The organism is Listeria grayi (assembly GCF_900638015.1).
Lineage (GTDB): Bacteria > Bacillota > Bacilli > Lactobacillales > Listeriaceae > Listeria > Listeria grayi.
This window is the reverse complement of sequence record NZ_LR134483.1, coordinates 1391793-1413234: the sequence shown is the minus strand read 5'-3', so window position 1 is coordinate 1413234 and position 21442 is coordinate 1391793. Positions and strand designations below refer to the sequence as shown.

20 protein-coding genes are annotated in these 21442 nt (G+C 42.0%); 18 read left to right on the top strand and 2 right to left on the bottom strand.

Annotated features, from left to right (window positions below):
- Window positions 1–21: 21 nt before the first annotated feature.
- From EL241_RS06845 to EL241_RS06800, 10 genes are all read left to right on the top strand, one after another.
- Entirely contained in the window at window positions 22–843 is an 822-nt protein-coding gene (locus tag EL241_RS06845) for a pyruvate, water dikinase regulatory protein (RefSeq protein WP_003755832.1), read from the top strand.
- A 104-nt stretch (window positions 844–947) separates the two neighbouring features.
- Window positions 948–1403 carry a YaiI/YqxD family protein gene (locus tag EL241_RS06840; protein WP_003755834.1) on the top strand — a complete coding sequence of 152 codons (456 nt, stop codon included), beginning with the start codon at window positions 948–950 and terminating at the stop codon, window positions 1401–1403.
- A 4-nt stretch (window positions 1404–1407) separates the two neighbouring features.
- Window positions 1408–3255 carry a DNA primase gene (dnaG, locus tag EL241_RS06835; protein WP_036104067.1) on the top strand — a complete coding sequence of 616 codons (1848 nt, stop codon included), beginning with the start codon at window positions 1408–1410 and terminating at the stop codon, window positions 3253–3255.
- A gap of 71 nt (window positions 3256–3326) precedes the next feature.
- Window positions 3327–4457, top strand: coding sequence for an RNA polymerase sigma factor RpoD (rpoD, locus tag EL241_RS06830; protein ID WP_040486463.1), 1131 nt, complete (start codon window positions 3327–3329; stop codon window positions 4455–4457).
- Between the two features lie 78 nt (window positions 4458–4535).
- Complete coding sequence (locus tag EL241_RS06825; protein ID WP_036104070.1) at window positions 4536–5240, top strand: tRNA (adenine(22)-N(1))-methyltransferase; 705 nt, start codon at window positions 4536–4538, stop codon at window positions 5238–5240.
- On the top strand, window positions 5237–6358 hold the full coding sequence (locus tag EL241_RS06820; RefSeq protein WP_126320445.1) for a Nif3-like dinuclear metal center hexameric protein: 1122 nt from the start codon (window positions 5237–5239) through the stop codon (window positions 6356–6358). Before EL241_RS06825 ends, EL241_RS06820 begins: the two co-directional genes overlap by 4 nt.
- 128 nt (window positions 6359–6486) lie before the next feature.
- Window positions 6487–7794 carry a DEAD/DEAH box helicase gene (locus EL241_RS06815; RefSeq protein WP_036104073.1) on the top strand — a complete coding sequence of 436 codons (1308 nt, stop codon included), beginning with the start codon at window positions 6487–6489 and terminating at the stop codon, window positions 7792–7794.
- Between the two features lie 12 nt (window positions 7795–7806).
- Entirely contained in the window at window positions 7807–8700 is an 894-nt protein-coding gene (locus EL241_RS06810) for a deoxyribonuclease IV (RefSeq protein ID WP_003755845.1), read from the top strand.
- 16 nt (window positions 8701–8716) lie between these two features.
- Complete coding sequence (locus EL241_RS06805; RefSeq protein ID WP_036104079.1) at window positions 8717–9643, top strand: manganese-dependent inorganic pyrophosphatase; 927 nt, start codon at window positions 8717–8719, stop codon at window positions 9641–9643.
- A gap of 14 nt (window positions 9644–9657) precedes the next feature.
- On the top strand, window positions 9658–10152 hold the full coding sequence (locus EL241_RS06800; protein WP_036104082.1) for a cysteine hydrolase family protein: 495 nt from the start codon (window positions 9658–9660) through the stop codon (window positions 10150–10152).
- A gap of 58 nt (window positions 10153–10210) precedes the next feature.
- On the opposite strand, the gene EL241_RS06795 is transcribed toward EL241_RS06800, so the two are convergent.
- A complete protein-coding gene (locus EL241_RS06795; RefSeq protein ID WP_036104085.1) occupies window positions 10211–10909 on the bottom strand; it encodes a TspO-related membrane protein in 699 nt (232 codons plus the stop codon).
- 118 nt (window positions 10910–11027) lie between these two features.
- Between EL241_RS06795 and EL241_RS06790 the strand changes: the two genes are divergently transcribed.
- Entirely contained in the window at window positions 11028–11459 is a 432-nt protein-coding gene (locus EL241_RS06790; protein WP_003755854.1) for a Fur family transcriptional regulator, read from the top strand.
- A 155-nt stretch (window positions 11460–11614) separates the two neighbouring features.
- On the opposite strand, the gene EL241_RS06785 is transcribed toward EL241_RS06790, so the two are convergent.
- Window positions 11615–12406 carry a DUF1189 domain-containing protein gene (locus EL241_RS06785; protein ID WP_170166175.1) on the bottom strand — a complete coding sequence of 264 codons (792 nt, stop codon included), beginning with the start codon at window positions 12404–12406 and terminating at the stop codon, window positions 11615–11617.
- 345 nt (window positions 12407–12751) lie between these two features.
- Between EL241_RS06785 and EL241_RS06780 the strand changes: the two genes are divergently transcribed.
- From EL241_RS06780 to EL241_RS06750, 7 genes are all read left to right on the top strand, one after another.
- Window positions 12752–13360, top strand: a complete 609-nt coding sequence (locus EL241_RS06780; protein WP_003755860.1) for a superoxide dismutase — start codon at window positions 12752–12754, stop codon at window positions 13358–13360.
- A gap of 144 nt (window positions 13361–13504) precedes the next feature.
- Window positions 13505–15667 carry a peptidoglycan D,D-transpeptidase FtsI family protein gene (locus EL241_RS06775; RefSeq protein ID WP_126320443.1) on the top strand — a complete coding sequence of 721 codons (2163 nt, stop codon included), beginning with the start codon at window positions 13505–13507 and terminating at the stop codon, window positions 15665–15667.
- A 155-nt stretch (window positions 15668–15822) separates the two neighbouring features.
- Complete coding sequence (locus EL241_RS06770) at window positions 15823–16863, top strand: aspartate-semialdehyde dehydrogenase (RefSeq protein ID WP_003755865.1); 1041 nt, start codon at window positions 15823–15825, stop codon at window positions 16861–16863.
- A gap of 12 nt (window positions 16864–16875) precedes the next feature.
- Window positions 16876–18081, top strand: coding sequence for an aspartate kinase (gene dapG, locus EL241_RS06765; protein ID WP_003755867.1), 1206 nt, complete (start codon window positions 16876–16878; stop codon window positions 18079–18081).
- Between the two features lie 18 nt (window positions 18082–18099).
- Window positions 18100–18972, top strand: coding sequence for a 4-hydroxy-tetrahydrodipicolinate synthase (dapA, locus tag EL241_RS06760; protein WP_003755868.1), 873 nt, complete (start codon window positions 18100–18102; stop codon window positions 18970–18972).
- A 20-nt stretch (window positions 18973–18992) separates the two neighbouring features.
- Window positions 18993–20660, top strand: a complete 1668-nt coding sequence (locus tag EL241_RS06755) for a ribonuclease J (RefSeq protein WP_003755869.1) — start codon at window positions 18993–18995, stop codon at window positions 20658–20660.
- 97 nt (window positions 20661–20757) lie between these two features.
- Window positions 20758–21426 (top strand): DUF4352 domain-containing protein, encoded by a 669-nt coding sequence (locus tag EL241_RS06750; RefSeq protein ID WP_036104091.1) that lies wholly within the window; start codon window positions 20758–20760, stop codon window positions 21424–21426.
- Window positions 21427–21442 lie beyond the last annotated feature (16 nt).

Sequence of the window (21442 nt, the reverse complement as noted above, 5' to 3'; positions counted from 1 at the left end):
AAGAAGAGAAGAGGAAATCAAATGACACAGCCCGCTGTATATGTTGTTTCTGATTCTACTGGCGAAACAGCAGAATTAGTGACTCGAGCAGCATTAAGCCAGTTCGGTCAAACACCAAAATTTATCCACCGCTTCCATCATGTCGACTCTACAGAGATGCTGGATGAAATTGTGGATCTGGTTGCCGTCAATCACGGGATTATCGTGCATACCATCGTTTTGGAAGACGTCAGACAAGCCCTTAATGAAAAAGCCAAAGCGTTCGGCGTGCCAATCATTGATTTATTTGGTCCGCTTTTAGAACAACTCGAAGCAACCTACAAAATCAAACCGTTAGCAGAACCAGGAAAAGTCCGATCCATGGACGAGGCTTATTTTGCCAAAGTAGCAGCTATTGAATTCGCCGTCGAAAATGATGATGGTCGTAATCCTCGAGGGATCTTACAAGCGGATTATGTATTGATTGGGATCTCGCGCACCTCTAAAACGCCCCTTTCTCAATATTTAGCTTTGAAGGGCTTAAAGATCGCTAATGTTCCGATCGTTCCAGAAGCCACGATTCCAGAAGAGCTTTTTGAGATTGATCCGAATAAGATCATTGGCTTGAAAATCAGTAAACAGAAGCTTTCTCATATCCGTAAAGAGCGCTTGATGTCGATCGGCATGGCAGATGCAGGTCTTTATGCAAGCGATGCGCGGATTGATAAGGAATTAGCTTTTTTCAAAATATTGACCGATAAACTAGACTGTTTTGTGCTCGATGTGACCAATAAAGCCATTGAAGAAACAGCAAATGAGATTTTGACCCACATTGGCAAAATTTTTGATGAAAAATTTGAATAAAAAAAAGGGAAATTCATTTTTACGGTGAATAATATAAATATGCTGATAAAAATGAGATTATCAGACCTTATCAGAGTTTAATAATGGAAAGAAGGATAGGCTGATTGAGTAAAATTATTGTAGATGCAGATGCTTGTCCAATGAAACCGGAAATATTGCGTTTAGGAAAGCAATATCAGCTAGAAGTTACATTCGTTGCTTCCTATGCGCATTTTTCCATTCATACTAGTAGCGAGGAAAACTGGATATACGTTGATACTGGTAAAGAATCAGCAGATATGCGGATAGTTAATCTTGCTCAAAAAGGCGACTACTGCTTTACGCAAGACATCGGTTTGGCAAGTATCTTGTTGGCAAAAGGAGTTTTTGTCTTCTCTAATCGTGGAGAAGCATATTCCGAAGAAGAAATGCCTATGATGCTCGACATCCGCTACCAACGGGCTAAGGAAAGACGGCAAGGGAAATATGCCAAAGGTCCGAAAGCAATCGAAGAACAAGACCGCACGCTTTTTTTTGAACAGCTGGTCAGCTGGTTTGATCAGAAGGAAGGGAAGCGATAACAAAATGGCTAGAAGAATTCCAGAAGAAGTAATCGATAGAGTCAGAAGCGAAGCCGACATTGTTGACATTATCAGTAATTATGTACAACTAAAAAAAGCGGGACGCAATTATTCTGGTCTATGTCCTTTTCATGGCGAAAAGACGCCCTCGTTTTCTGTTTCACCGGAAAAGCAGATCTTCCACTGCTTTGGCTGCGGGAAAGGTGGGAATGTCTTTTCATTTTTAATGGAGCACGATGGTTTGTCCTTTGTAGAAGCTGTTAAGAAAACCGCTGAACTCAGCCATGTCGATGTAGGTATCGAATGGGATGACGAACCGGCCGAACAGAAAACCGAGCAGTCGAACGATCAATTTAAAATGATCGACATGCATCAGCTTTCCGCCAAGTTTTATCATTATATCTTGCTCGAAACAGAAGAAGGCAGCGAGGCACTTTCTTATCTTAAAGAACGGGGCTTGTCCGAACAGTCGATCATCTCTTTTCAAATCGGCTTTGCACCGAACCATTCCTCGACGATCACTTCATTTTTAGCCAAAAGAGGGATGAATCTTGATCTGGCTGAGATCGCAGGGCTGCTTGTCCGCCGTGAAAATGGTGATCTAGTAGACCGGTTCCGCAACCGCATTATGTTTCCGATCAAGAACGATCGAGATCAGGCGATCGGTTTTTCCGGTCGGCTGTTTAACCAAGATAACGGTCCGAAATATCTAAACACCCCGGAAACACCGATCTTCAACAAGCGTAATGTCTTGTACCACTTATCGGATGCTAGGCAAGAAATCCGGAGGCGTAAGGAGATTGTCTTGTTGGAAGGCTTCATGGATGTGATCGCTGCTTCATCTGCCGGAGTTGGCAATGGGGTAGCCACAATGGGGACGAGCTTAACGACAGAACATATCGGCTTGATCCGGAAAATCACCAATCAGATCGTCATTTGCTATGATGGTGACTCTGCAGGGATCGAAGCCACGCAAAAAGCCGGGCGGATGTTAGAGGCAGATCCGCATTTCGGTTTAGCCGTTCTACAGCTTCCACAAGGGAAAGATCCAGACGAATTTATTCAGACTTACGGTCCAGAAAAATTTGAAGATATTTACGCGCACAATCGCAGTTCCTGGACCGCTTTTCTACTATCTTATCTCAAACGAGGCAAAAATCTCAGTAATCCGCAAGAACAAGCAAATTATCTGGAAGAAGCGATTATGGAGATTGCGAAAATCGACCAGGCGATCGAGCGCGAGATCTATCTTAAACAGCTGGCGACAGAATTCGATCTGTCTTTAGAAACGCTGAGACAACAATTAGCCGATTCGCTACGAAGAAAGCCGGTAGCAAATCAGCATGCAGATATGCCATACAGTGAACCAATCATATTTGAAGAACCAAAACGTAATAAAGGCGCTTTGGTGATTTCGGAAGAGCAATTACTAAAAGCAATGCTCGACAGTCGCGAGAACTTTATGCAGATCCGTCAGTTAATGGAGGGCACCGATTTTTATCATGACGACTATCAGGCGATCTATACGTACTTGATCGGTTTTTATGCAGAGGGAAACACGCCGGACACTAACCGTTTCATGGATTATCTTCCTGAGCAAGAGCAAGCATTCAAGAACTTAGTCGCGACGATCGAGATGCTGGAAGCTCCGGAAGAACAAACCACTGCCGCATTTCGTGATTATATCGCCAGCATCAAAAAGCACGTATGGACGAAAAAGCGCAGTGAACTCCAGAAGAAAATGCAGCGATTGGAAAGTGAAAATGATGCCAAGGCATTGATAGAAACGCTTCAAGAGATCAATCGGATCGACAAACTGCTGACAGCGAGACAATTTGATGAAACGTTTTAAAACCGTTAAAAAAGGTATGTAACAAGTAGAACATGCAAAGCGGTATTTTTGGAAGGAGGAAACAAACAATTATGGCTAAGAAAACAGTAGAAACAAACGAAACTACCGTTGAACTAAGTATCGACCAAGTAAAAGAATTATTGATAGAGACAGGGAAAAAATCGGGGACGCTGACCTATGATAAAGTCGCAGCGCAATTGGCTCCTTTCACATTAGATTCTGATCAAATGGACGAGTTTTTAGTACACTTGACACAAAATGGTATCGAAGTGACTGATGACGTGGACGAAGATGAAGATCCAGATGAAAAAGAATTGATCAAAGAGGAAACAGAGGAATTAGATTTAACGGACATGAGCGTACCGCCAGGTGTCAAAATAAACGACCCAGTGCGTATGTATCTAAAAGAGATCGGTCGGGTCAACTTGCTGACAGCCGACGAAGAAGTCGCTTTGGCAAAACGGATCGAAACAGGCGATATCGAAGCAAAAGGCAGATTAGCAGAAGCTAACTTGCGTCTCGTAGTCAGTATCGCGAAACGTTACGTCGGTCGTGGGATGCTTTTCCTCGACTTGATCCAAGAAGGTAACATGGGGCTGATGAAAGCCGTGGAAAAATTCGACTTTAACAAAGGCTTCAAATTCAGTACCTATGCAACATGGTGGATCCGTCAAGCAATCACCCGCGCGATCGCTGACCAAGCACGTACGATCCGTATCCCTGTGCATATGGTCGAAACGATCAACAAATTGATTCGTGTTCAGCGTTCACTCCTTCAAGACCTTGGCCGCGATCCTTCTCCAGAAGAAATCGGTGAAGAGATGGACCTGCCGACTGAAAAAGTCCGCGAGATCTTGAAAATCGCTCAAGAACCAGTTTCTTTGGAAACACCGATCGGTGAAGAAGACGATTCTCACTTAGGCGATTTCATTGAAGACCAAGAAGCAACATCGCCATCTGACCATGCAGCTTATGAATTACTGAAAGAACAGTTGGAAGATGTGCTTGATACGCTTACTGACCGAGAAGAAAATGTTTTACGTCTCCGCTTCGGATTAGATGACGGCCGGACGAGAACATTAGAAGAAGTAGGACGCGTTTTCGGCGTTACTCGGGAACGTATTCGTCAGATCGAAGCAAAAGCGCTGCGCAAATTGCGTCACCCAAGCCGTAGCAAACAATTAAAAGATTTCTTAGAATGAAAATAGATGGTGCGGCAAAGCAAACAGGATTTATGGTTTGTTTTGCCAGCATCCTTTTTTTGAAAAGAGGGACTACCTATGAATGAAGTGCAATTATCCAAACGCTTAGAAAAAGTAGTAACATACATATCTCCAGGGAGCCGGATCGCCGACATTGGCAGTGATCATGCTTATTTGCCTTGCTATGCGGTCAATAACGGTCTCGCAAGCTATGCGATCGCTGGCGAAGTGGTAAAGGGACCTTATGAGTCAGCCCGCCAGCAAGTTGCTAAAACGGCTTTAACCGCTAAAATCGATGTTCGCTTCGGCGATGGATTAGCTGTGATCGACCACACGGACAAAATCGACACGATCGTGATCGCCGGAATGGGTGGTGCATTGATTCGTTCCATTTTGGAAACCGGAGCATCCAAACTGCTGACGGCAAAAGAACTTGTCTTGCAACCAAACGTTGCCGCTTTGCAGATTCGTGACTGGGCAGAAAAGAATCATTGGGAAGTCGTTTCAGAAGCGATTTTAAGGGAAGATAATAAAATATATGAAGTGCTGCATTTAAAACGTGCGGCGGAGCAAGTGAGTTATAACGAAAGCGAAAAATTATTCGGGCCATGTCTCTTGCAGGAAAAGAATACTGTTTTTCGGGAAAAATGGTTGCATGAAAAAGAAAACTGGCAAAAAATCGGGACAGCGATCAGAAAGAGCGCCGTTCTCTCGGAAGCTAATAAAAAACGCCTAAAAGAGCTGGAAAACAACATTCAATTAGCAGAGGAAGTGTTAAAATGAAAGTAGCAAACGGCTTTGAATATGCAGCGATCTTGGATAAGATCGCGCCCAAGTACTTAGCAATGGAAGGCGATGTGATCGGCCTTCAAGTCGGGGATCTAAGCAAGAAGGTTCGGAAAATCATGTTTACATTAGATGTATTGGAACCGGTGGTCGAAGAAGCCATCGAAAAAAACGTCGATATGATCATTTCGCATCACGCTTTTTTCTATCGTCCTCTTAAAAAAATCGATACTAGCACCGGGCAAGGCAGAATGATCCGCAAATTGATCAAACACGATATTATCGTTTATAATGCTCATACGAATCTGGATATCGCTCCAGATGGTGTCAATGACTATCTGGCAGATGCATTAGGCCTTACCGATACTGAAACGATCGTTTCCACCTACCAAGAGCCATTCGTTAAAATCGCTGTTTATGTTCCTCAAGATGCAGAAGAAAAAGTACGGACAGCCCTTTATAATAATGGCGCAGGAGAAGTTGGGAATGATTATAAAGACACCAGCTTCAGCTATGAAGGCAAAGGGCGTTTCACACCGACTGGCGATGCTGATCCAGCAATCGGCGAAGTAAACGAACCGACGATCGTCAATGAGATCAAGATCGAAACGATCGTCCCCAAACATTTGGAAGAAACGGTCATTAAAGCTGTTCGTTCCGTTCATCCTTATGAGGAGCCGGTCATTGACTGCTTTGATCTCAGCAATCTGACTTATGAACAAGGACTTGGTCGCGTCGGCTTACTGCCGAAAAAAATCAGTATGCCGGCCTTCATCGATCATTTGAAATCAGAACTAGCGATCGAAAATGTCCGCTTTATCGGCGACATCGGTAAAGACGTCGAGAAAGTTGCGATCATTGGTGGCGACGGCAATAAATTCATCCATCAAGTGAAACGCACAGGTGCGGATGTCTATGTGACAGGCGATATCTATTATCATACCGGGCATGACTTGTTAGATCTAGGATTATCCACAGTTGACGCCGGCCATCATATCGAAAAAATCGTCAAAAGTGTTTTAAAAACAAAATACCAAGAAGAAGCAGATAATTTGAAATATGATGTAGAATTGATCGTATCCGAAGCAAATACAGATCCGTTCTTATTCCAATAAAGAGGAAAAAAGAATGCTGATTTATCTCAGCATTCTTTTTTGTTTGGAGACATCCGCATTTTTTAGGTAGTTAGAAACGTCAATAAATGCTATAATGGCATTTAGGAACAGAACGGAGTGAGAATTTAATGGCGAAATCAACAAGGTTCGACCAATTTGGGTTTCAACCTTTTATTAACAAAGCAATTAACAAAATCGGCTTTTATGAGCCAACAGAAGTCCAGCAAAAATTGATCCCTGGTATCATGCGTGGTGAAAGTATCATTGGACAGTCACAAACAGGGACAGGGAAAACACATACTTTCCTATTACCGCTTATCAATAAAATCGATCCAGAAAAACACGAGATCCAAATCGTGATCACTGCACCAAGCAGAGAATTAGCGACGCAGATCTATAATGAAGCACGTAAGATCACAGAAGAAAGCGAGCAACCAATCTCAACGCGCCTATTGATCGGTGGAACAGATAAACAGCGCATGTTGGATAAACTTAAAACGCAACCCCACATCATTATCGGTACACCTGGACGTATCAATGACATGATTCGGGAAAAAGCGCTTGCTGTTTATACTGCAAAAGCATTGGTGATCGACGAAGCCGACATGGCACTAGACATGGGCTTTTTAAACGATGTCGATGCAATTGCTGGTAAAATGCCGCCAAACTTGCAAATGCTTGTCTTTTCCGCAACAATTCCGGAAAAACTGAAACCTTTCCTCAAAAAATACATGGAAAATCCGCGTTATGAACACATTCAGCCGAAAGTAGTATCTTCTACAGCTGTTACGCATACGCTACTTGCTTCCAAAAGCCGTGACAAGATCGACCTACTAAAGGAAGCCTTGACGATTTTTCAACCATTTCTCGGTATCGTCTTCACAAATACAAAACAAACAGCGGACGAAGTAGCCGCAGGACTTACGGAACGGGGCTTGAAAGTAGCAAAGATCCATGGTGATGTATCACCGCGTGAACGCAAACGGACGATGAAGCAAGTTGAAAACATGGATTATCAATACATCGTAGCGACCGATTTAGCAGCGCGGGGGATCGATATCCAAGGAATCAGTCATGTTATCAACTTTGAACTTCCGGATGATCTGGATTTCTATATCCATCGTACTGGACGTACAGGTCGGGCCGGTCATTCTGGTATTGCGCTTACAATCTATGACCCAGCTGATGAAGATAAATTGGCTCAGCTTGAGAAGAAAGGCATCACGTTCCAGCACATGACCATCAAAAAAGGTGCTTTTGTAGAAGTAGAAGACCGCAATCGACGCGATAAACGGGAAGCAAAACGCGAAACAGCGGACCCCCGTGAAATTGGAATGCGCAAAAAGGCAAAACAAAAAAGAAAACCTAACTATAAAAAGAAAATCAACTATAAAATGGCGGAAATCAAACGAAGAGAACGCCGCAAGAAACGATAAGGGGGAATCGGAATGCTACGAATCGGTAGCCATGTTTCCATGAGCGGAAAAGAAATGCTGCTTGGTTCCAGTAAAGAAGCAGCTAGTTATGGAGCAAACACCTTCATGATCTACACAGGTGCACCTCAAAACACACGCCGCAAAGCGATCGAAGACTTAAACATCGAAGCAGGAATGGCACATATGAAAGCAAACGGCATAGCTGAGATCGTTGTGCACGCGCCTTATATCATCAATATCGGTAATAGTATCAAACCAGAGACCTATGAATTGGGTGTCGATTTTCTGCGTTCGGAAATATCCCGTACAGAGGCACTCGGAGCAAAACAGATCGTACTTCATCCTGGGGCTCATGTCGGCGCTGGAACAGAAGCCGGGATCAAGCAGATCATCAAAGGGTTGAACGAAGTCTTAGAGGCGGACCAGTCTGTTCAGATCGCCCTAGAAACAATGGCAGGAAAAGGGACAGAAATCGGAAGAAACTTTGAAGAATTGGCAGCTATTATCGATGGCGTGACGCACAATGATAAACTGTCGATCACATTCGATACTTGTCACACGCACGATGCCGGTTATGACATCGTCGGTGATTTCGATGGTGTTCTTAATCAATTTGATAAGATCATCGGGTTAGACCGCTTGAAAGTGCTGCATCTCAATGACAGTAAAAATATTCGTGGAGCAGGGAAAGACCGCCATGCGAATATTGGTTTTGGAGAAATCGGTTTTGATGCATTAAACTATATCATCCACCATCCAGAACTTGCAGATATCCCGAAAATCTTGGAAACGCCCTATGTCGGTGAAGACAAGAAAAATAAAAAGCCTCCTTACAAATTCGAGATCGCGATGCTGCGTGATCAGCAATGGGATCCTGATTTGTTAGAGAAAATTATAAACCAGTGATAAAGGAGTATGTAAAATGAGTAAAAAACTTGTATTTGGACACAAAAATCCGGACACTGATACGATTTGTTCGGCAATCAGCTATGCAGAGCTTCGAACTGCATTAGGCGACGATATCGAGGCAGTTCGTCTAGGCGAATTAAACAGCGAAACCGCTTTTGTCTTAGATTATTTCCAAGTAAAAGCACCTCGTTTGGTTACAACCGTTGCAGGCGAAGTAGCAGAAGTAGCTTTAGTAGATCACAATGAAAGTCAGCAAAGTGTCGATGATTTGAAAGAGGTCACGATCACAGCAGTGGTTGATCATCATCGCATCGCTAACTTTGAAACAAGCGACCCGCTATATTACCGCGCTGAGCCAGTTGGCTGTACAGCAACGATCCTTTTGAAAATGTTCCATGAAAATAAATTAGAACCCACAAAAACTACAGCTGGATTGATGGTATCGGCAATTATTTCCGATACACTGCTTTTCCAATCCCCAACTTCTACGGAAGAAGACAAAGCTGCAGCAGAATATTTGGCGAAAATAGCAGATTTCGACCTTGATACATATGGACTTGATATGTTGAAAGCAGGTGCAGATGTTAGTTCGAAAACGGTAGCTGAACTATTACTGGATGCCAAAGAATTCAACATCAATAATCAAAAAATCGAGATCGCTCAAATCAATGTCGTTGATGTACAAGATGTATTGGCACGTCAAGAAGAAGTGGAAGCCGTTATCAATAAGGCGATCGAAGCGAAAGGTCTAGCTCTTTACCTATTCGTGATCACAGATATTTTGAAAAACGACTCCGTAGGTCTTGCGCTTGGAACAGAAACAGCCAAAGTGGAACAAGCTTATAATGTCAAACTTGAAAATCACCTTGCACCGCTTAAAGATGTCGTTTCTCGTAAAAAACAAGTGGTTCCTGTTTTGACAAAAATTTTCGAAGCATAGAAAGAAGGATTCCGATGAGTAAACAGGCGTTATTGGTTATCGATATGCAGGTAGGCGTTTGCTGTGGGGACGAAGTGCTTTATCAGTTAGATGAATTAATAGCGGGTATCAACAAGCGGATCCATCATTTTCGCAAAAACGATGCCCCAATTATTTTCGTTCAACACGAAGACGAAGAATTAGTCGCCGGCGAACCGGCATGGGAATTGCTACCGGAACTACTGGCAAGACCAGATGATTTCTATATTCGTAAGACACATCCGAATGCGTTTTATCAGACGGAGCTGCAAAACTTGTTGGATAGCCTCCAAATCGATGAACTGGAAATATGCGGTGCTCAGACCGAATACTGCGTGGACAGCACCGTCAAGTTCGCACACGGCCTCGGCTATCGCTTATATATGAAGCCAGGCTTTTCCTCGACCATAACGAATACACAGATGGATGCTCAAACCACGATCGCTTTTTATGAAGCTATCTGGAATAACCGCTTCTTACAATTTATTTAAAAAAAGCCATTTTTCCTGCTAATGCGGCAAGAAAAATGGCTTTTTTATTTATAGCAAGCTAGTAACGCTTACGAAGGAAAAGCGAGCAACCAATCAGCAATGCACCAATCATACTGAAAATCGCGATTCCGGTATGCGACCCATATAACTTAATACCGATTCCGATGTAAGCCCAGACAAACACCAGTGGATAACATACATCTTGCTGACGTAAGCGGAAAACAATTGCGATGATAATGCCGACTAGTAACGCGAGCACCGTCCAAATCCCTTGAATACCAGTGATGATATGGCTATTTACAAATACATAACTGATATTCGTTAAAAAGGCAACGGTGATCCAGCCGAAATAAATGGAGATCGGAAGCAGGAAAGGGCGCGGTAACAGGGATCGTTGAAGCGCCTTGTAAAGCAAGAAAAGTGCGGAAAATAATAGCAACATCACCAAAAGAGAAAACCAGAACCATTCAAAATGCCAAACGATCAGCCAAAGCATATTGAGTAGATTGCTGGCAATAAAGTTCGCTGTCACTGGCAGTTGGATGTCGCGATAACGAAAAGACACCGCGATCAGCCAGATAAACAGCAAGAGATAAATAAGCCCCCAAATACTGAAAATAAAATTTGCTGGTGTGAACCAAACATCGATTTGATTGCTGACTTCCCCCGTCGTCACACCGTTGAGCGGCAGTGTCTCTGCAAAAAAGTTCACAGCCACCGTAAGGAAAAAGGTTAAATACATCCATATTAAGCGCATAAAATACTCCTTTATATCATAAAATTGAGATAATCCATAATCATTACGATTTACAAGTATGGAAAAGTTGTATATACTGAAACTATAGTTTATTTAAGAGATTAAGAGGTGAGTAAAGTTGACTCTTACAGTAACAGAAGCCATTGATAAAATGAAAGACCAAGGCTATAAACAAACTGAGAAAAGATGTTTTATCCTTGATTTATTTGCTAAAAAAAATAGTTATTTAACTGCTAAAGATGTCTTGGACAATATGAAAGACAGTTTCCCCGGGATCAGTTTTGATACGATCTACCGGAATCTTTCACTCTTTGTTGACCTGGAAATATTTGAAGAAACCGAACTGTCGGGCGAAAAAAACTTCCGTCTAGCGTGTTCGCATATGCATCATCACCATCATTTTATCTGCATGGAGTGCGGTAAAACCAAAGAAATCATGCTTTGTCCAATGGACTTCCTGCAAGAAAGCTTACCCGGCTATCAAATCAATGGTCATAAATTTGAAGTTTATGGTCTTTGCCCAAATTGTGCCGCAAAACAAGCTTCCTGATACCGGTAAAAAAAGAAATCGTTCCTAGCGAAAAGTTAGGGGCGATTTTTTTGAGCCTTGCAAGATATTTCCAATTATAGCGCTATTGAAATGTTTTTACCACCGAAAACCCTATAAAAATCCCTTCTACATGGATGCAGAAGGGAGAAAACGCCTTATTCTTTTTCGCTTGAAACAGTGATGGTCCGAATCGCTAGGTAAACAAAAATCAGTGAAACAACCAGATTGATCTCCATATTGAATGGGACCGTAACTTGAATGATCTCCATGACCATCGTAAATATCGTCGCCAATGTAATACTATACGTCCCGATATTCCAAGTCTGCTTGAAGGTAATATCATTTCGTCCAGCACCAGCTAATAAAAATCCTAGGACAGCAAACAACAATACTTCCATCGCAGTAGAAAAGAGAATAATGATAAAAACAAACAATAGGATAAATGGCACTAAGATCGTTGCCAATTTTTCAACAGATTGATAAGCGTGGATCAAACTAGCTTTATCAGTGATGCCGACCGTTTCATAAGCGACTTTTTGTGAATTCCCGGCTGCACTGATATAAATCCCGTCCGTTAGAAAGGCGATCGCACTATCATAAGAACCAATGCGCGCATCTACATAATTCGGGGTGATTTTATCCGTCGCATCAAAGTAAATATGCAGGTTTCCTTGATCAATAGAGATCGGTTCTTTTTGCTCCTTCGAATCCGTCACTTTCAATTTCCCGGCATCTACTTGGAACTCAGGTATTTGCTGACTGATCGTTTCTTCCCCGACATGGAGCGCGTCTTTCGTGGTGCTGTAAGTATAGTAAGCAGTCGGCAGAAAAGCTACAAAAGCTAAAAGGATCAAATAAATAATACTTTTAGCTAATTTATCTGAGCGAAAGGTCGCGATCGTTTCCGGCGCATACAAACTTTTCCAAAAACGTTTAAAAATATTCATCTGTAATTTCAACACCTCTTCAATCATTGGTTTAGCTTTTAATAAAGCGGGAAAACAAAAGAATGCGAGACATAATCTCGTTTCATTGTTTTTCACAAATCTGGTGCGCAAAAATTTACGCAATACTGGTATAATGATAGCTTGATTTGCCGATAAAAGCAAACAGTTCTGTTTTGAGCAGAAAAATTGCCCCACATGTGAAAGCGTGATAGGCTAAAAGAAGTAAAAGAAAACGCATTACCAAAAAGCGATGTAGGTAGATTGCCTCTCATGGCGGTTCATTTGAACCATTTAGTATTGCTTTCTTTTTGCGCAATTTCATTCATTTTAAGGAGGAGATTCATAATGGCATACGAATTACCAAAATTACCATATGCATACGATGCATTAGAACCGAATTTCGATAAGGAGACTATGGAAATTCACCATACCAAACACCACAATACTTATGTAACCAAGCTAAATGACGCTTTAAAAGGTCATGATGACTTAGCAAGCAAATCTGTAGATGAACTTGTTGCAGATCTAAATAGTGTTCCGGAAGATATCCGTACAGCAGTACGCAACAATGGTGGCGGTCATTCTAACCACACATTCTTCTGGCAAATCTTAAGCCCAAATGGCGGCGGTGAACCGACTGGCGCTATTAAAGATGCGATCGAAAGTACTTTCGGTAGCTTCGACGCTTTCAAAGAAAAATTTGCTGAAGCAGCTACTGGCCGTTTCGGTTCAGGTTGGGCATGGCTTGTCGTGAATAACGGCAACTTGGAAATCACTTCCACAGCCAACCAAGACTCTCCATTAACAGATGGTAAAACACCTGTTTTAGGATTAGACGTTTGGGAACACGCTTACTACCTTAAATTCCAAAACCGTCGTCCAGAATACATCACTACTTTTTGGAACGTTGTCAATTGGGATGAAGTAAACAAACGTTTTGAAGCTGCTAAATAAGTATTCAAATAATGAATTATTAAAGCGCCCACTTTTAAAAAGTGGGCGCTTTTTCTTAAGAAAAAATTAACTTTCTAACGCTGGAAAAAACCCCCATTATCCGCTACAATGATAATAAGAGTGAAAAAGAGAGGAACGAGACGCGTGAAACTTAATTTTAGAAAAAAGAAAAAAGATGTAGATAAGAAGAAACGTGCCATTATTCCATTGCGGCTCAATATATTGTTTTTCGTTATTTTTGTGTTGTTTTCCGTATTGATCTTGCGCTTAGGTATCGTACAGATCGTTCAAGGGGATACCTATAAACGACAATTGGAAGAAACTGATAATGTATCGATCTCCAAAAATGTCCCACGCGGGGTCATTTATGACCGTAATTATAATTTGCTCGTGGGAAACTCGGCAGTTAAATCGATCACATATACCAAAAGTGCCCAGACAAAATCCACGGAAATGTTTAAAGTTGCCAATAAATTAAACAAATTGATTCGTGTGAAAAAAGAAAAAGTTCCGAAACGCGATTTGATCGATTACTGGATCTTAAAGCATCCAACGGAATCATTAAATCGATTAACAGTAAAAGAAAAACAAGCAACAGACGGTAAAAAAACCTATGAATACCAAGTTGCGCATGTAACCGATGCTGACTTAAAAGGGCTAAGCCAAGACGATTTGAAAGCAGCGACGATCTTCAAACGAATGAATACCGGCTATGCGATGTCGGAAGCTATCATCAAAAATAGTGATGTAACGGATGAAGAAGTAGCACGCGTCAGTGAAAACCTTACGGACTTGCCAGGTGTCGATACAACTACCGATTGGAATCGCTACTATACCTATAAGAATACACTACGTTCTATCCTCGGTTCGGTTTCCTCCGAAAAAGAAGGACTGCCGAAAGACAAAGTCGATTATTATTTGGCGCAAGGCTATAGTCGCAATGATCGTGTTGGGAAAAGTTACCTTGAAGCACAATATCAAAGTATTTTAGCTGGTCAAAAATCAAAATCCGACAGCGTTCTGGACAGCCAAGGAAATATCATTGAAACGGTTCAAAAATATGAAGGCTCTAAAGGAAAAGACCTAGTATTATCTGTGGATGTTGATTTTCAAAAAGCAGTAGAAGATATTTTGAAAAAGAATATCAGTAAAGGGAAACAAGCCGGCCAATCAGATTTATTCGACCGTGCCTTTGTGGTAGCAATGGACCCATACTCTGGTGAGGTTCTCGCACTTGCGGGTGAAAAGTTGAATGATAAAGGTGGATTTGATGATTACTCGTTAGGGACATTTACCACTGCCTACGCAATGGGTTCGGCTGTTAAAGGAGCAACTGTATTAAGTGGTATTATGGATAAGGCGATTACACGTAATACGGTGTTTGATGACCATCCGATTCAATTTAAAGGTACGAAGCCGAAAAGCTCTTGGTTCACAACTGGCGGAGCATTTTCTCCTCAACGTGCTTTAGAAAAATCTTCTAACTCATATATGTACCAAGTTTCCATGAAAATGGCGGGATATAATTATGTTTATGATACCCCATTTTCTGCATCGCCCTCTACCTTTAACAAAATGCGCTATTACTACAACCAATTTGGTTTAGGTGTAAAAACAGGGATTGATCTTCCTGGTGAACAAGTAGGTTTTAAAGGGGATGACAAAACGGTCGGAAAAATCCTCGATTTTGCCATCGGTCAATATGATTCGTATACGCCACTGCAAATGGCACAATATGTTTCTACAATTGCTAATAACGGCAATAGAATCGCACCACGAATGTTAAAAGAAATTCGCAACCCAAGTACAAGTGGAGACAAAGTTGGTACCTTAGCAACATCAGTAGCTCCAAAAGTGATGAATCGAATCAATGTAACGCAATCAGATATCGACACTGTTAAAGAAGGTTTCCATCTGGTAACACATGGTCCAGAGGGTACTGGTAAAGCTTACCTTGGTGATGCCAAATATGATATTGCCGGAAAAACGGGGACGGCTCAAGCATTTTATGATGGTCCTAAAAAAGAAAGTCGTGGAGCAAGTGTATGGAATACGACTTTCGTAGGTTACGCACCGGCTAATAAACCGGAAATAGCAGTTTCTGTGGTTGTTCCATGGGGGTATCGTGAGAACGGCACCGACCCTAAAGTCAATATGTCCATCTCACGCGAAGTATTCGATAAATACTTTGAACTAAAAACCAAACGCGCGAAAGCGAAAAAAGATAAATCGGTTGTCGATCAACCCATCAACAATCGGAAAGCGGCTTCCAAAGCACAATCAGAGCAAACGAAAAAAGACCGCTAAAATGCCTTTTGCAGAAAGCCTCTTGCCGCCTGAGCAGGAGGCTTTTTGTTAAATTTCTTCCAGCAAAACACTGCGAAAACCATGATATTATGGTATTATTAAAGAATGTAGGAAAACGATTTAGGTAATCGGCAAACACAAAGGAGGAATTTACCATGACAACCGGCTATCATGTCGCTGTTGTAGGAGCAACGGGAGCAGTAGGAACCCAAATGATCAAATTATTGGAAGAGGCGACATTTGAGATAAAGCAAATCTCTTTTTTGTCTTCTGCGCGCTCAGCAGGAAAAAAACTGTCGTTCCGAGGCGAAGAAGTAACAATCAAAGAAGCGACGCCTGAAAGTTTTGCAGGCGTAGATATTGCTTTATTCAGTGCTGGGGGAAGTGTTTCCAAACAATTAGCGCCTGAAGCAGTAAAACATGGAGCAATCGTTATTGATAATACAAGTGCCTACCGCATGGATGAAAATGTTCCGCTGGTAGTGCCTGAAGTAAATGAAAAAGCATTATTCGAACACCACGGAATCATTGCTAATCCAAACTGCTCCACGATTCAAATGGTAGCAGCTTTAGAACCGATTCGTGCGGCTTTTGGTCTGAAACGCGTCATTGTTTCTACCTATCAAGCGGTATCGGGTTCTGGTGTCAGTGCGATTCGAGAATTAGAAACACAATCACAAGCTATCTTGAATAAAGAAGCGTTCACGCCAGAGATCTTACCAGTCAAAGGCGATAAAGAGCATTACCAAATTGCGTTTAACGCCTTGCCACAAATCGATGTCTTCACTGAGAATGACTATACGTATGAAGAAATGAAAATGACCAATGAAACGAAAAAAATAATGGAAGATGACTCGATCGCGGTTTCTGCGACATGTGTGCGTCTTCCAGTTGTAAGCGGTCATTCTGAGAGTGTTTATATCGAAGTGGACGCGGATGACCTTACTGCTAAAGATTTACAAGATAAACTTCGAAACGCTCCTGGTGTTGTTTTGGAAGATGATCCAAGTACGCAGCTGTACCCGCAGGCAGCAAACGCTGTCGGTAAAAAGGAAGTATTTGTGGGGCGGATCAGAAAAGATTTAGACCAAGCAAATGGATTTCATTTATGGATCGTATCGGATAATCTATTAAAAGGCGCTGCATGGAATTCCATCCAAATTGCAGAAAGCCTGATTCGTTTAGCGATTATTTAAGAGGTGTAACAAATGGAACTAGTCGTACAAAAATTCGGTGGTACATCCGTTCAATCAAAAGAAACTAGAGAAATGGCATTCAATCATATTCAGAAAGCGATCCGTTCCGGCAAAAAAGTCGTCGTTGTTGTTTCCGCTATCGGACGCATCGGGGATCCTTATGCCACTGACACATTGTTAGAATTGATCGGTGCAGGTGGTACTAAGCTTACAGAACGAGAACAGGATATGTTAGTTGCGGTGGGTGAACTGATCTCGACTTCCGTTTTCACAAATATGTTAAAAGAAGCCGGCGTTAAAGCAGAAGGATTTTCGGGCGGACAAGCAGGTATCCATACAACTTCGGATTATCAGCAAGCAAAGATCACAAAGGTGGACCCGGGCCGGATATTAGCTGCATTAGAACATGTCGATGTCGCCGTTGTAGCCGGATTCCAAGGAATTGCCCCAAATGGTGACGTAACTACGCTTGGGCGTGGTGGTAGTGATACTTCAGCCGCAGCACTTGGTGTGGCACTAAAAGCACACTACGTCGACATCTTTACTGATGTCGATGGGATGATGACCGCAGATCCGCGGATCGTCGAGCATGCTCATCGGCTTAATCAAGTGAGTTATGAAGAAGTAAGCAATATGGCGAACCACGGTGCAAAAGTGATTCACCCTCGAGCTGTAGAGATCGCGATGAAGGGAAATATCCCAATGCGAATCCGATCTACATACTTAGATGGCATGGGGACATTGATAACAGGGCAAGAAGCCCTTACGGAGAAAAAAGATGTGGGCGACCGCCTTGTGACTGGTGTCGCGCATGTTCCAAACTTGACGCAATTCACAGTACCTGCTAATGGTACTGCTATCCAAAAACAAGCTTTTCAAGTACTTGCTGATGCAGCTATCAGTTTGGATTTCATCAATATCTCCACAGAAAACATTGTTTTTACAGTGCCGTTCAGCAAAAAAGAAGAAGTTATTGAATTATTAAAAACTTTAGACCTAGAAGCAAAAGCAATCGATAATTGTGCTAAGGTCGCAGTAGTGGGAGCAGGAATCACCGGTGTGGCAGGCGTTACTGCGAAAATAGTTAGTGCGCTTGCAGAGCACCAGATTCCGATTCTACAATCTGCAGACAGCCATACGACCATTTGGGTCTTAGTGAACGAAGCAGATATGATCATCGCAGTAAATGCCTTGCATGATATTTTCTGTTTAGGTTAATTTAGAGGAGGAACAACCATGGATTTTGGGAAAGTCGTGACAGCAATGGTCACACCATTTCATGCAGAGAAAGATAAAGTTTGCAAAAAAAGAATACATCATTTAGTCGAACATCTCATTAAAACCGGTTCCGATGGTCTTGTAGTCGGAGGAACTACAGGTGAATCGCCAACGCTGACACATGATGAAAAAATCAAGCTTTTTAAACAAGTCGTTGAGACGAACGCAGGTCGCGTAAAAATCATCGCAGGTACAGGATCGAATAATACGGCAGAGACGATCGCTTTCACGCAAGAAGTTGCTGAAATCGGCGGAATCGATGCTGTCTTGGTTGTTGCACCTTATTACAACAAACCAAATCAAGAAGGCTTATACGCGCATTTTAAAGCAGTAGCCGAAGCTTCTCCGCTGCCAGTAATGATTTATAATATTCCCGGCAGAAGTGTTGTGAACATCGAACCGGAAACCATTATTGCGCTTTCCAAACTACCGAATATCGTCTCTGTAAAAGAATCAAGCGGCAACTTAGATAACATTTCAAAAATCATTGCAGAAACAAGCGAGGATTTTACCCTTTATAGCGGCGATGATAGCTTGACCCTGCCGATTTATGCAGTAGGAGGAAACGGAGTCGTTTCTGTAGCGAGCCACGTAGCCGGCAATGAACTGCAAGAAATGCTCAAAGCTTTTGATAATGGCGATGTGAAACGCGCAGCTGCGCTTCACCGCCAGTTATTGCCGCTGATGAAGGAGCTTTTCAGTGTTCCGAATCCAGCGCCAACAAAATATCTGCTCAATAAGCAAGGAATCAGTGTTGGTCACGTTCGCTTGCCGCTGACCGAAGTAGATGAACAAACCGGAAAACAATTAGAAAAACTGTTAAATCAGTAGATAAGAAAGGAGGATGACATTTGACTATCAAAAAAGTAAAAGCCATCAAAATCATCCCGCTTGGTGGGGTAGACGAAAATGGTAAAAATTTATATATCGTAGAAATTGATGAAGACATCTTTATTTTAGATGCAGGCTTAAAGTTCCCAGAAGATGAATTACTAGGGATCGATGTCGTCATCCCAGATTTTAAATATTTAGAAGAGAACAAAGACCGGGTAAAAGCTATCTTTTTATCCCATGGACATGAAGATGCGATCGGCGCACTCCCATACTTACTCCAAAAAGTGAAAGCCCCCGTTTATGGAACAGAACTTACGATCGCTTTAGCAAAATCAGCAATGAAAGCATTACCGAAACTAAGATTCCGTAATTTCCATGTCGTAGATGAAGAAAGTGTCTTATCCTTCAAAAAGATCGATGTTTCCTTTTTCCGTACGACGCATACGATTCCTGATTCAGTTGGGATCGTTCTGCAAACAAGTGAAGGAGCCGTGGTCTATACAGGCGATTTCAAATTCGATCAGTCCGCTGCCGTAGGTTATCAAGCAAACTTGAGCCATATTGCTGAAGTGGGTGAAAAAGGCGTGCTTGCGCTTCTGTCTGACAGTTCAGAAGCGGAACATCCGGGCTCGACTGCGAGCGATCACTTAATCAATGAAGATATTCGTCATGCCTTTCGCTCCGCAGAAGGAAGAGTTGTTGTAGCTTGTGTTGCATCTAACTTTATTCGTCTGCAGCAAGTGCTAGACGCATCATTCGCTGTAAAAAGAAAAGTAGCGATCGTCGGAAAAGAATTAGAACAAGTCGTTTCTATCGGGAAAAAATTAAATAAATTATTGATCGATGATGAATTATTGGTATCACTGAAAACAGCTAATAAATTGCCGGATCATGAAGTAACGATCATTGAAACCGGTAATCTAGGAGAGCCAATCAAAAGCTTGCAACAAATGGCGAATGGACATCATCCGCAAGTCAACATCAAGGAAGGCGACACAGTGTACATTACTACAACATCTTCACCTGCCTTGGAAACGGTGATGTCAAAAACATTAGACATGCTTTATCGCGCCGGCGCCAAAGTACTTACAATGAACAGCAACCTGTTCATTTCCGGACATGGTAGCCAAGAAGATCTGAAATTGATGATGAATCTACTTAAGCCAACCTACTTTATTCCTGTACATGGAGAATATCGTCTCTTGATCGCTCATGCGAAACTAGCAAAAGAAGTAGGCATCCCGCAATCAAACACATTCGTTATCAGTAAAGGTGATGTTGTCGAATATAAAAACAATAAGATGTCTGTCGGTAATCGTGTGTATGCTGGAAATACGCTGATTGACGGACTAGGTGTGGGAGATGTGGGCAACATCGTCTTGCGTGACCGGAAATTGTTATCCGAAGATGGGATCTTCATCGTGGTGGTAACATTGAACCGTCGCAGCAAAACGATCGTTTCTGGGCCAGAGATCATTTCCCGAGGCTTTGTTTATGTAAGAGAGTCCGAAGATCTGATCGAACAGTCTTCCAAAGTGATCACCACGATCGTTGAGAAAAATTTGGCGGATCCTGAATTTGAATGGGCAAAACTGAAGCAAGATATTCGTGATAAGCTTAACCGTTATTTATTTGAACAAACAAAACGCCGTCCAATGATCTTACCGATCATCATGGAAATTTAGTCCAATCAAAACAACTCTCGCTATAGCCGAGAGTTGTTTTTTTTACTGCCTTTATGATATATTGAAGTACGAATAAAGACAAGGAGCTATCAACTATATGGAAATTTGGATCGTTATCGGGATATTTGCTTTTCTCGTATTTATCGCCGGTTTAGTCATGTTGTTCTTGCCGATCACGAAAAAAATCGGTGCTATTATACTTATTGTTGGGATGCTTGCTATTGTGAGCTCCATTATTGGTGTCGTTTTGAGCCTTAAACACTATCAGGATGTTCAAAATCAAGTGTTTGAATATGGCAGCAAAACGACAGATTCTGCAGAAAATACAGAAACAAAGCAAACACATAAAAATTACTCCGTAAACTGGAAAAATACAGACGACGCCATCAATAAAGAAATCAAAAAAATCACAATCACTAAAGGAAAAACATTTTCCACATTGGAAAATAAAGACATGCCGGGGAGTGTTACGGTTTATCTCACGATCACTAACAAAACAGGGGAGACCATCGACACTTATCCAACACAAGGCGAGCTGACTACTGACGCAGAAACTGTTAACGGCGCAGATGCCTTGCTATCAGATTTTGATAAAACCAAGCTAAAACCAAACGAGAAAACTACTGGAAAATTAGTTTTTCCGATTGCTAAGCTGAAACAGGTTGGGGACGTGTCGCATATCCAGTTAAACTGGCTGAATTATATCGGTAAAGCAACTGATCCGAAGCGAACGGAAACAGAAGAAATCAAGCTGCCTGCTAAATAATGACATAGAAAAAGCA

Coding starts and splice junctions, on each gene's coding strand:
- dapA (WP_003755868.1), top strand. CDS start 18,100: ATGGATTTTGGGAAAGTCGTGACAGCAATGGTCACACCATTTCATGCA.
- EL241_RS06815 (WP_036104073.1), top strand. CDS start 6,487: ATGGCGAAATCAACAAGGTTCGACCAATTTGGGTTTCAACCTTTTATT.
- EL241_RS06785 (WP_170166175.1), bottom strand. CDS start 12,406: ATGAATATTTTTAAACGTTTTTGGAAAAGTTTGTATGCGCCGGAAACG.
- EL241_RS06810 (WP_003755845.1), top strand. CDS start 7,807: ATGCTACGAATCGGTAGCCATGTTTCCATGAGCGGAAAAGAAATGCTG.
- EL241_RS06795 (WP_036104085.1), bottom strand. CDS start 10,909: ATGCGCTTAATATGGATGTATTTAACCTTTTTCCTTACGGTGGCTGTG.
- EL241_RS06845 (WP_003755832.1), top strand. CDS start 22: ATGACACAGCCCGCTGTATATGTTGTTTCTGATTCTACTGGCGAAACA.
- dapG (WP_003755867.1), top strand. CDS start 16,876: ATGGAACTAGTCGTACAAAAATTCGGTGGTACATCCGTTCAATCAAAA.
- rpoD (WP_040486463.1), top strand. CDS start 3,327: ATGGCTAAGAAAACAGTAGAAACAAACGAAACTACCGTTGAACTAAGT.
- EL241_RS06800 (WP_036104082.1), top strand. CDS start 9,658: ATGAGTAAACAGGCGTTATTGGTTATCGATATGCAGGTAGGCGTTTGC.
- EL241_RS06770 (WP_003755865.1), top strand. CDS start 15,823: ATGACAACCGGCTATCATGTCGCTGTTGTAGGAGCAACGGGAGCAGTA.
- EL241_RS06825 (WP_036104070.1), top strand. CDS start 4,536: ATGAATGAAGTGCAATTATCCAAACGCTTAGAAAAAGTAGTAACATAC.
- EL241_RS06750 (WP_036104091.1), top strand. CDS start 20,758: ATGGAAATTTGGATCGTTATCGGGATATTTGCTTTTCTCGTATTTATC.
- EL241_RS06805 (WP_036104079.1), top strand. CDS start 8,717: ATGAGTAAAAAACTTGTATTTGGACACAAAAATCCGGACACTGATACG.
- EL241_RS06780 (WP_003755860.1), top strand. CDS start 12,752: ATGGCATACGAATTACCAAAATTACCATATGCATACGATGCATTAGAA.
- EL241_RS06820 (WP_126320445.1), top strand. CDS start 5,237: ATGAAAGTAGCAAACGGCTTTGAATATGCAGCGATCTTGGATAAGATC.
- dnaG (WP_036104067.1), top strand. CDS start 1,408: ATGGCTAGAAGAATTCCAGAAGAAGTAATCGATAGAGTCAGAAGCGAA.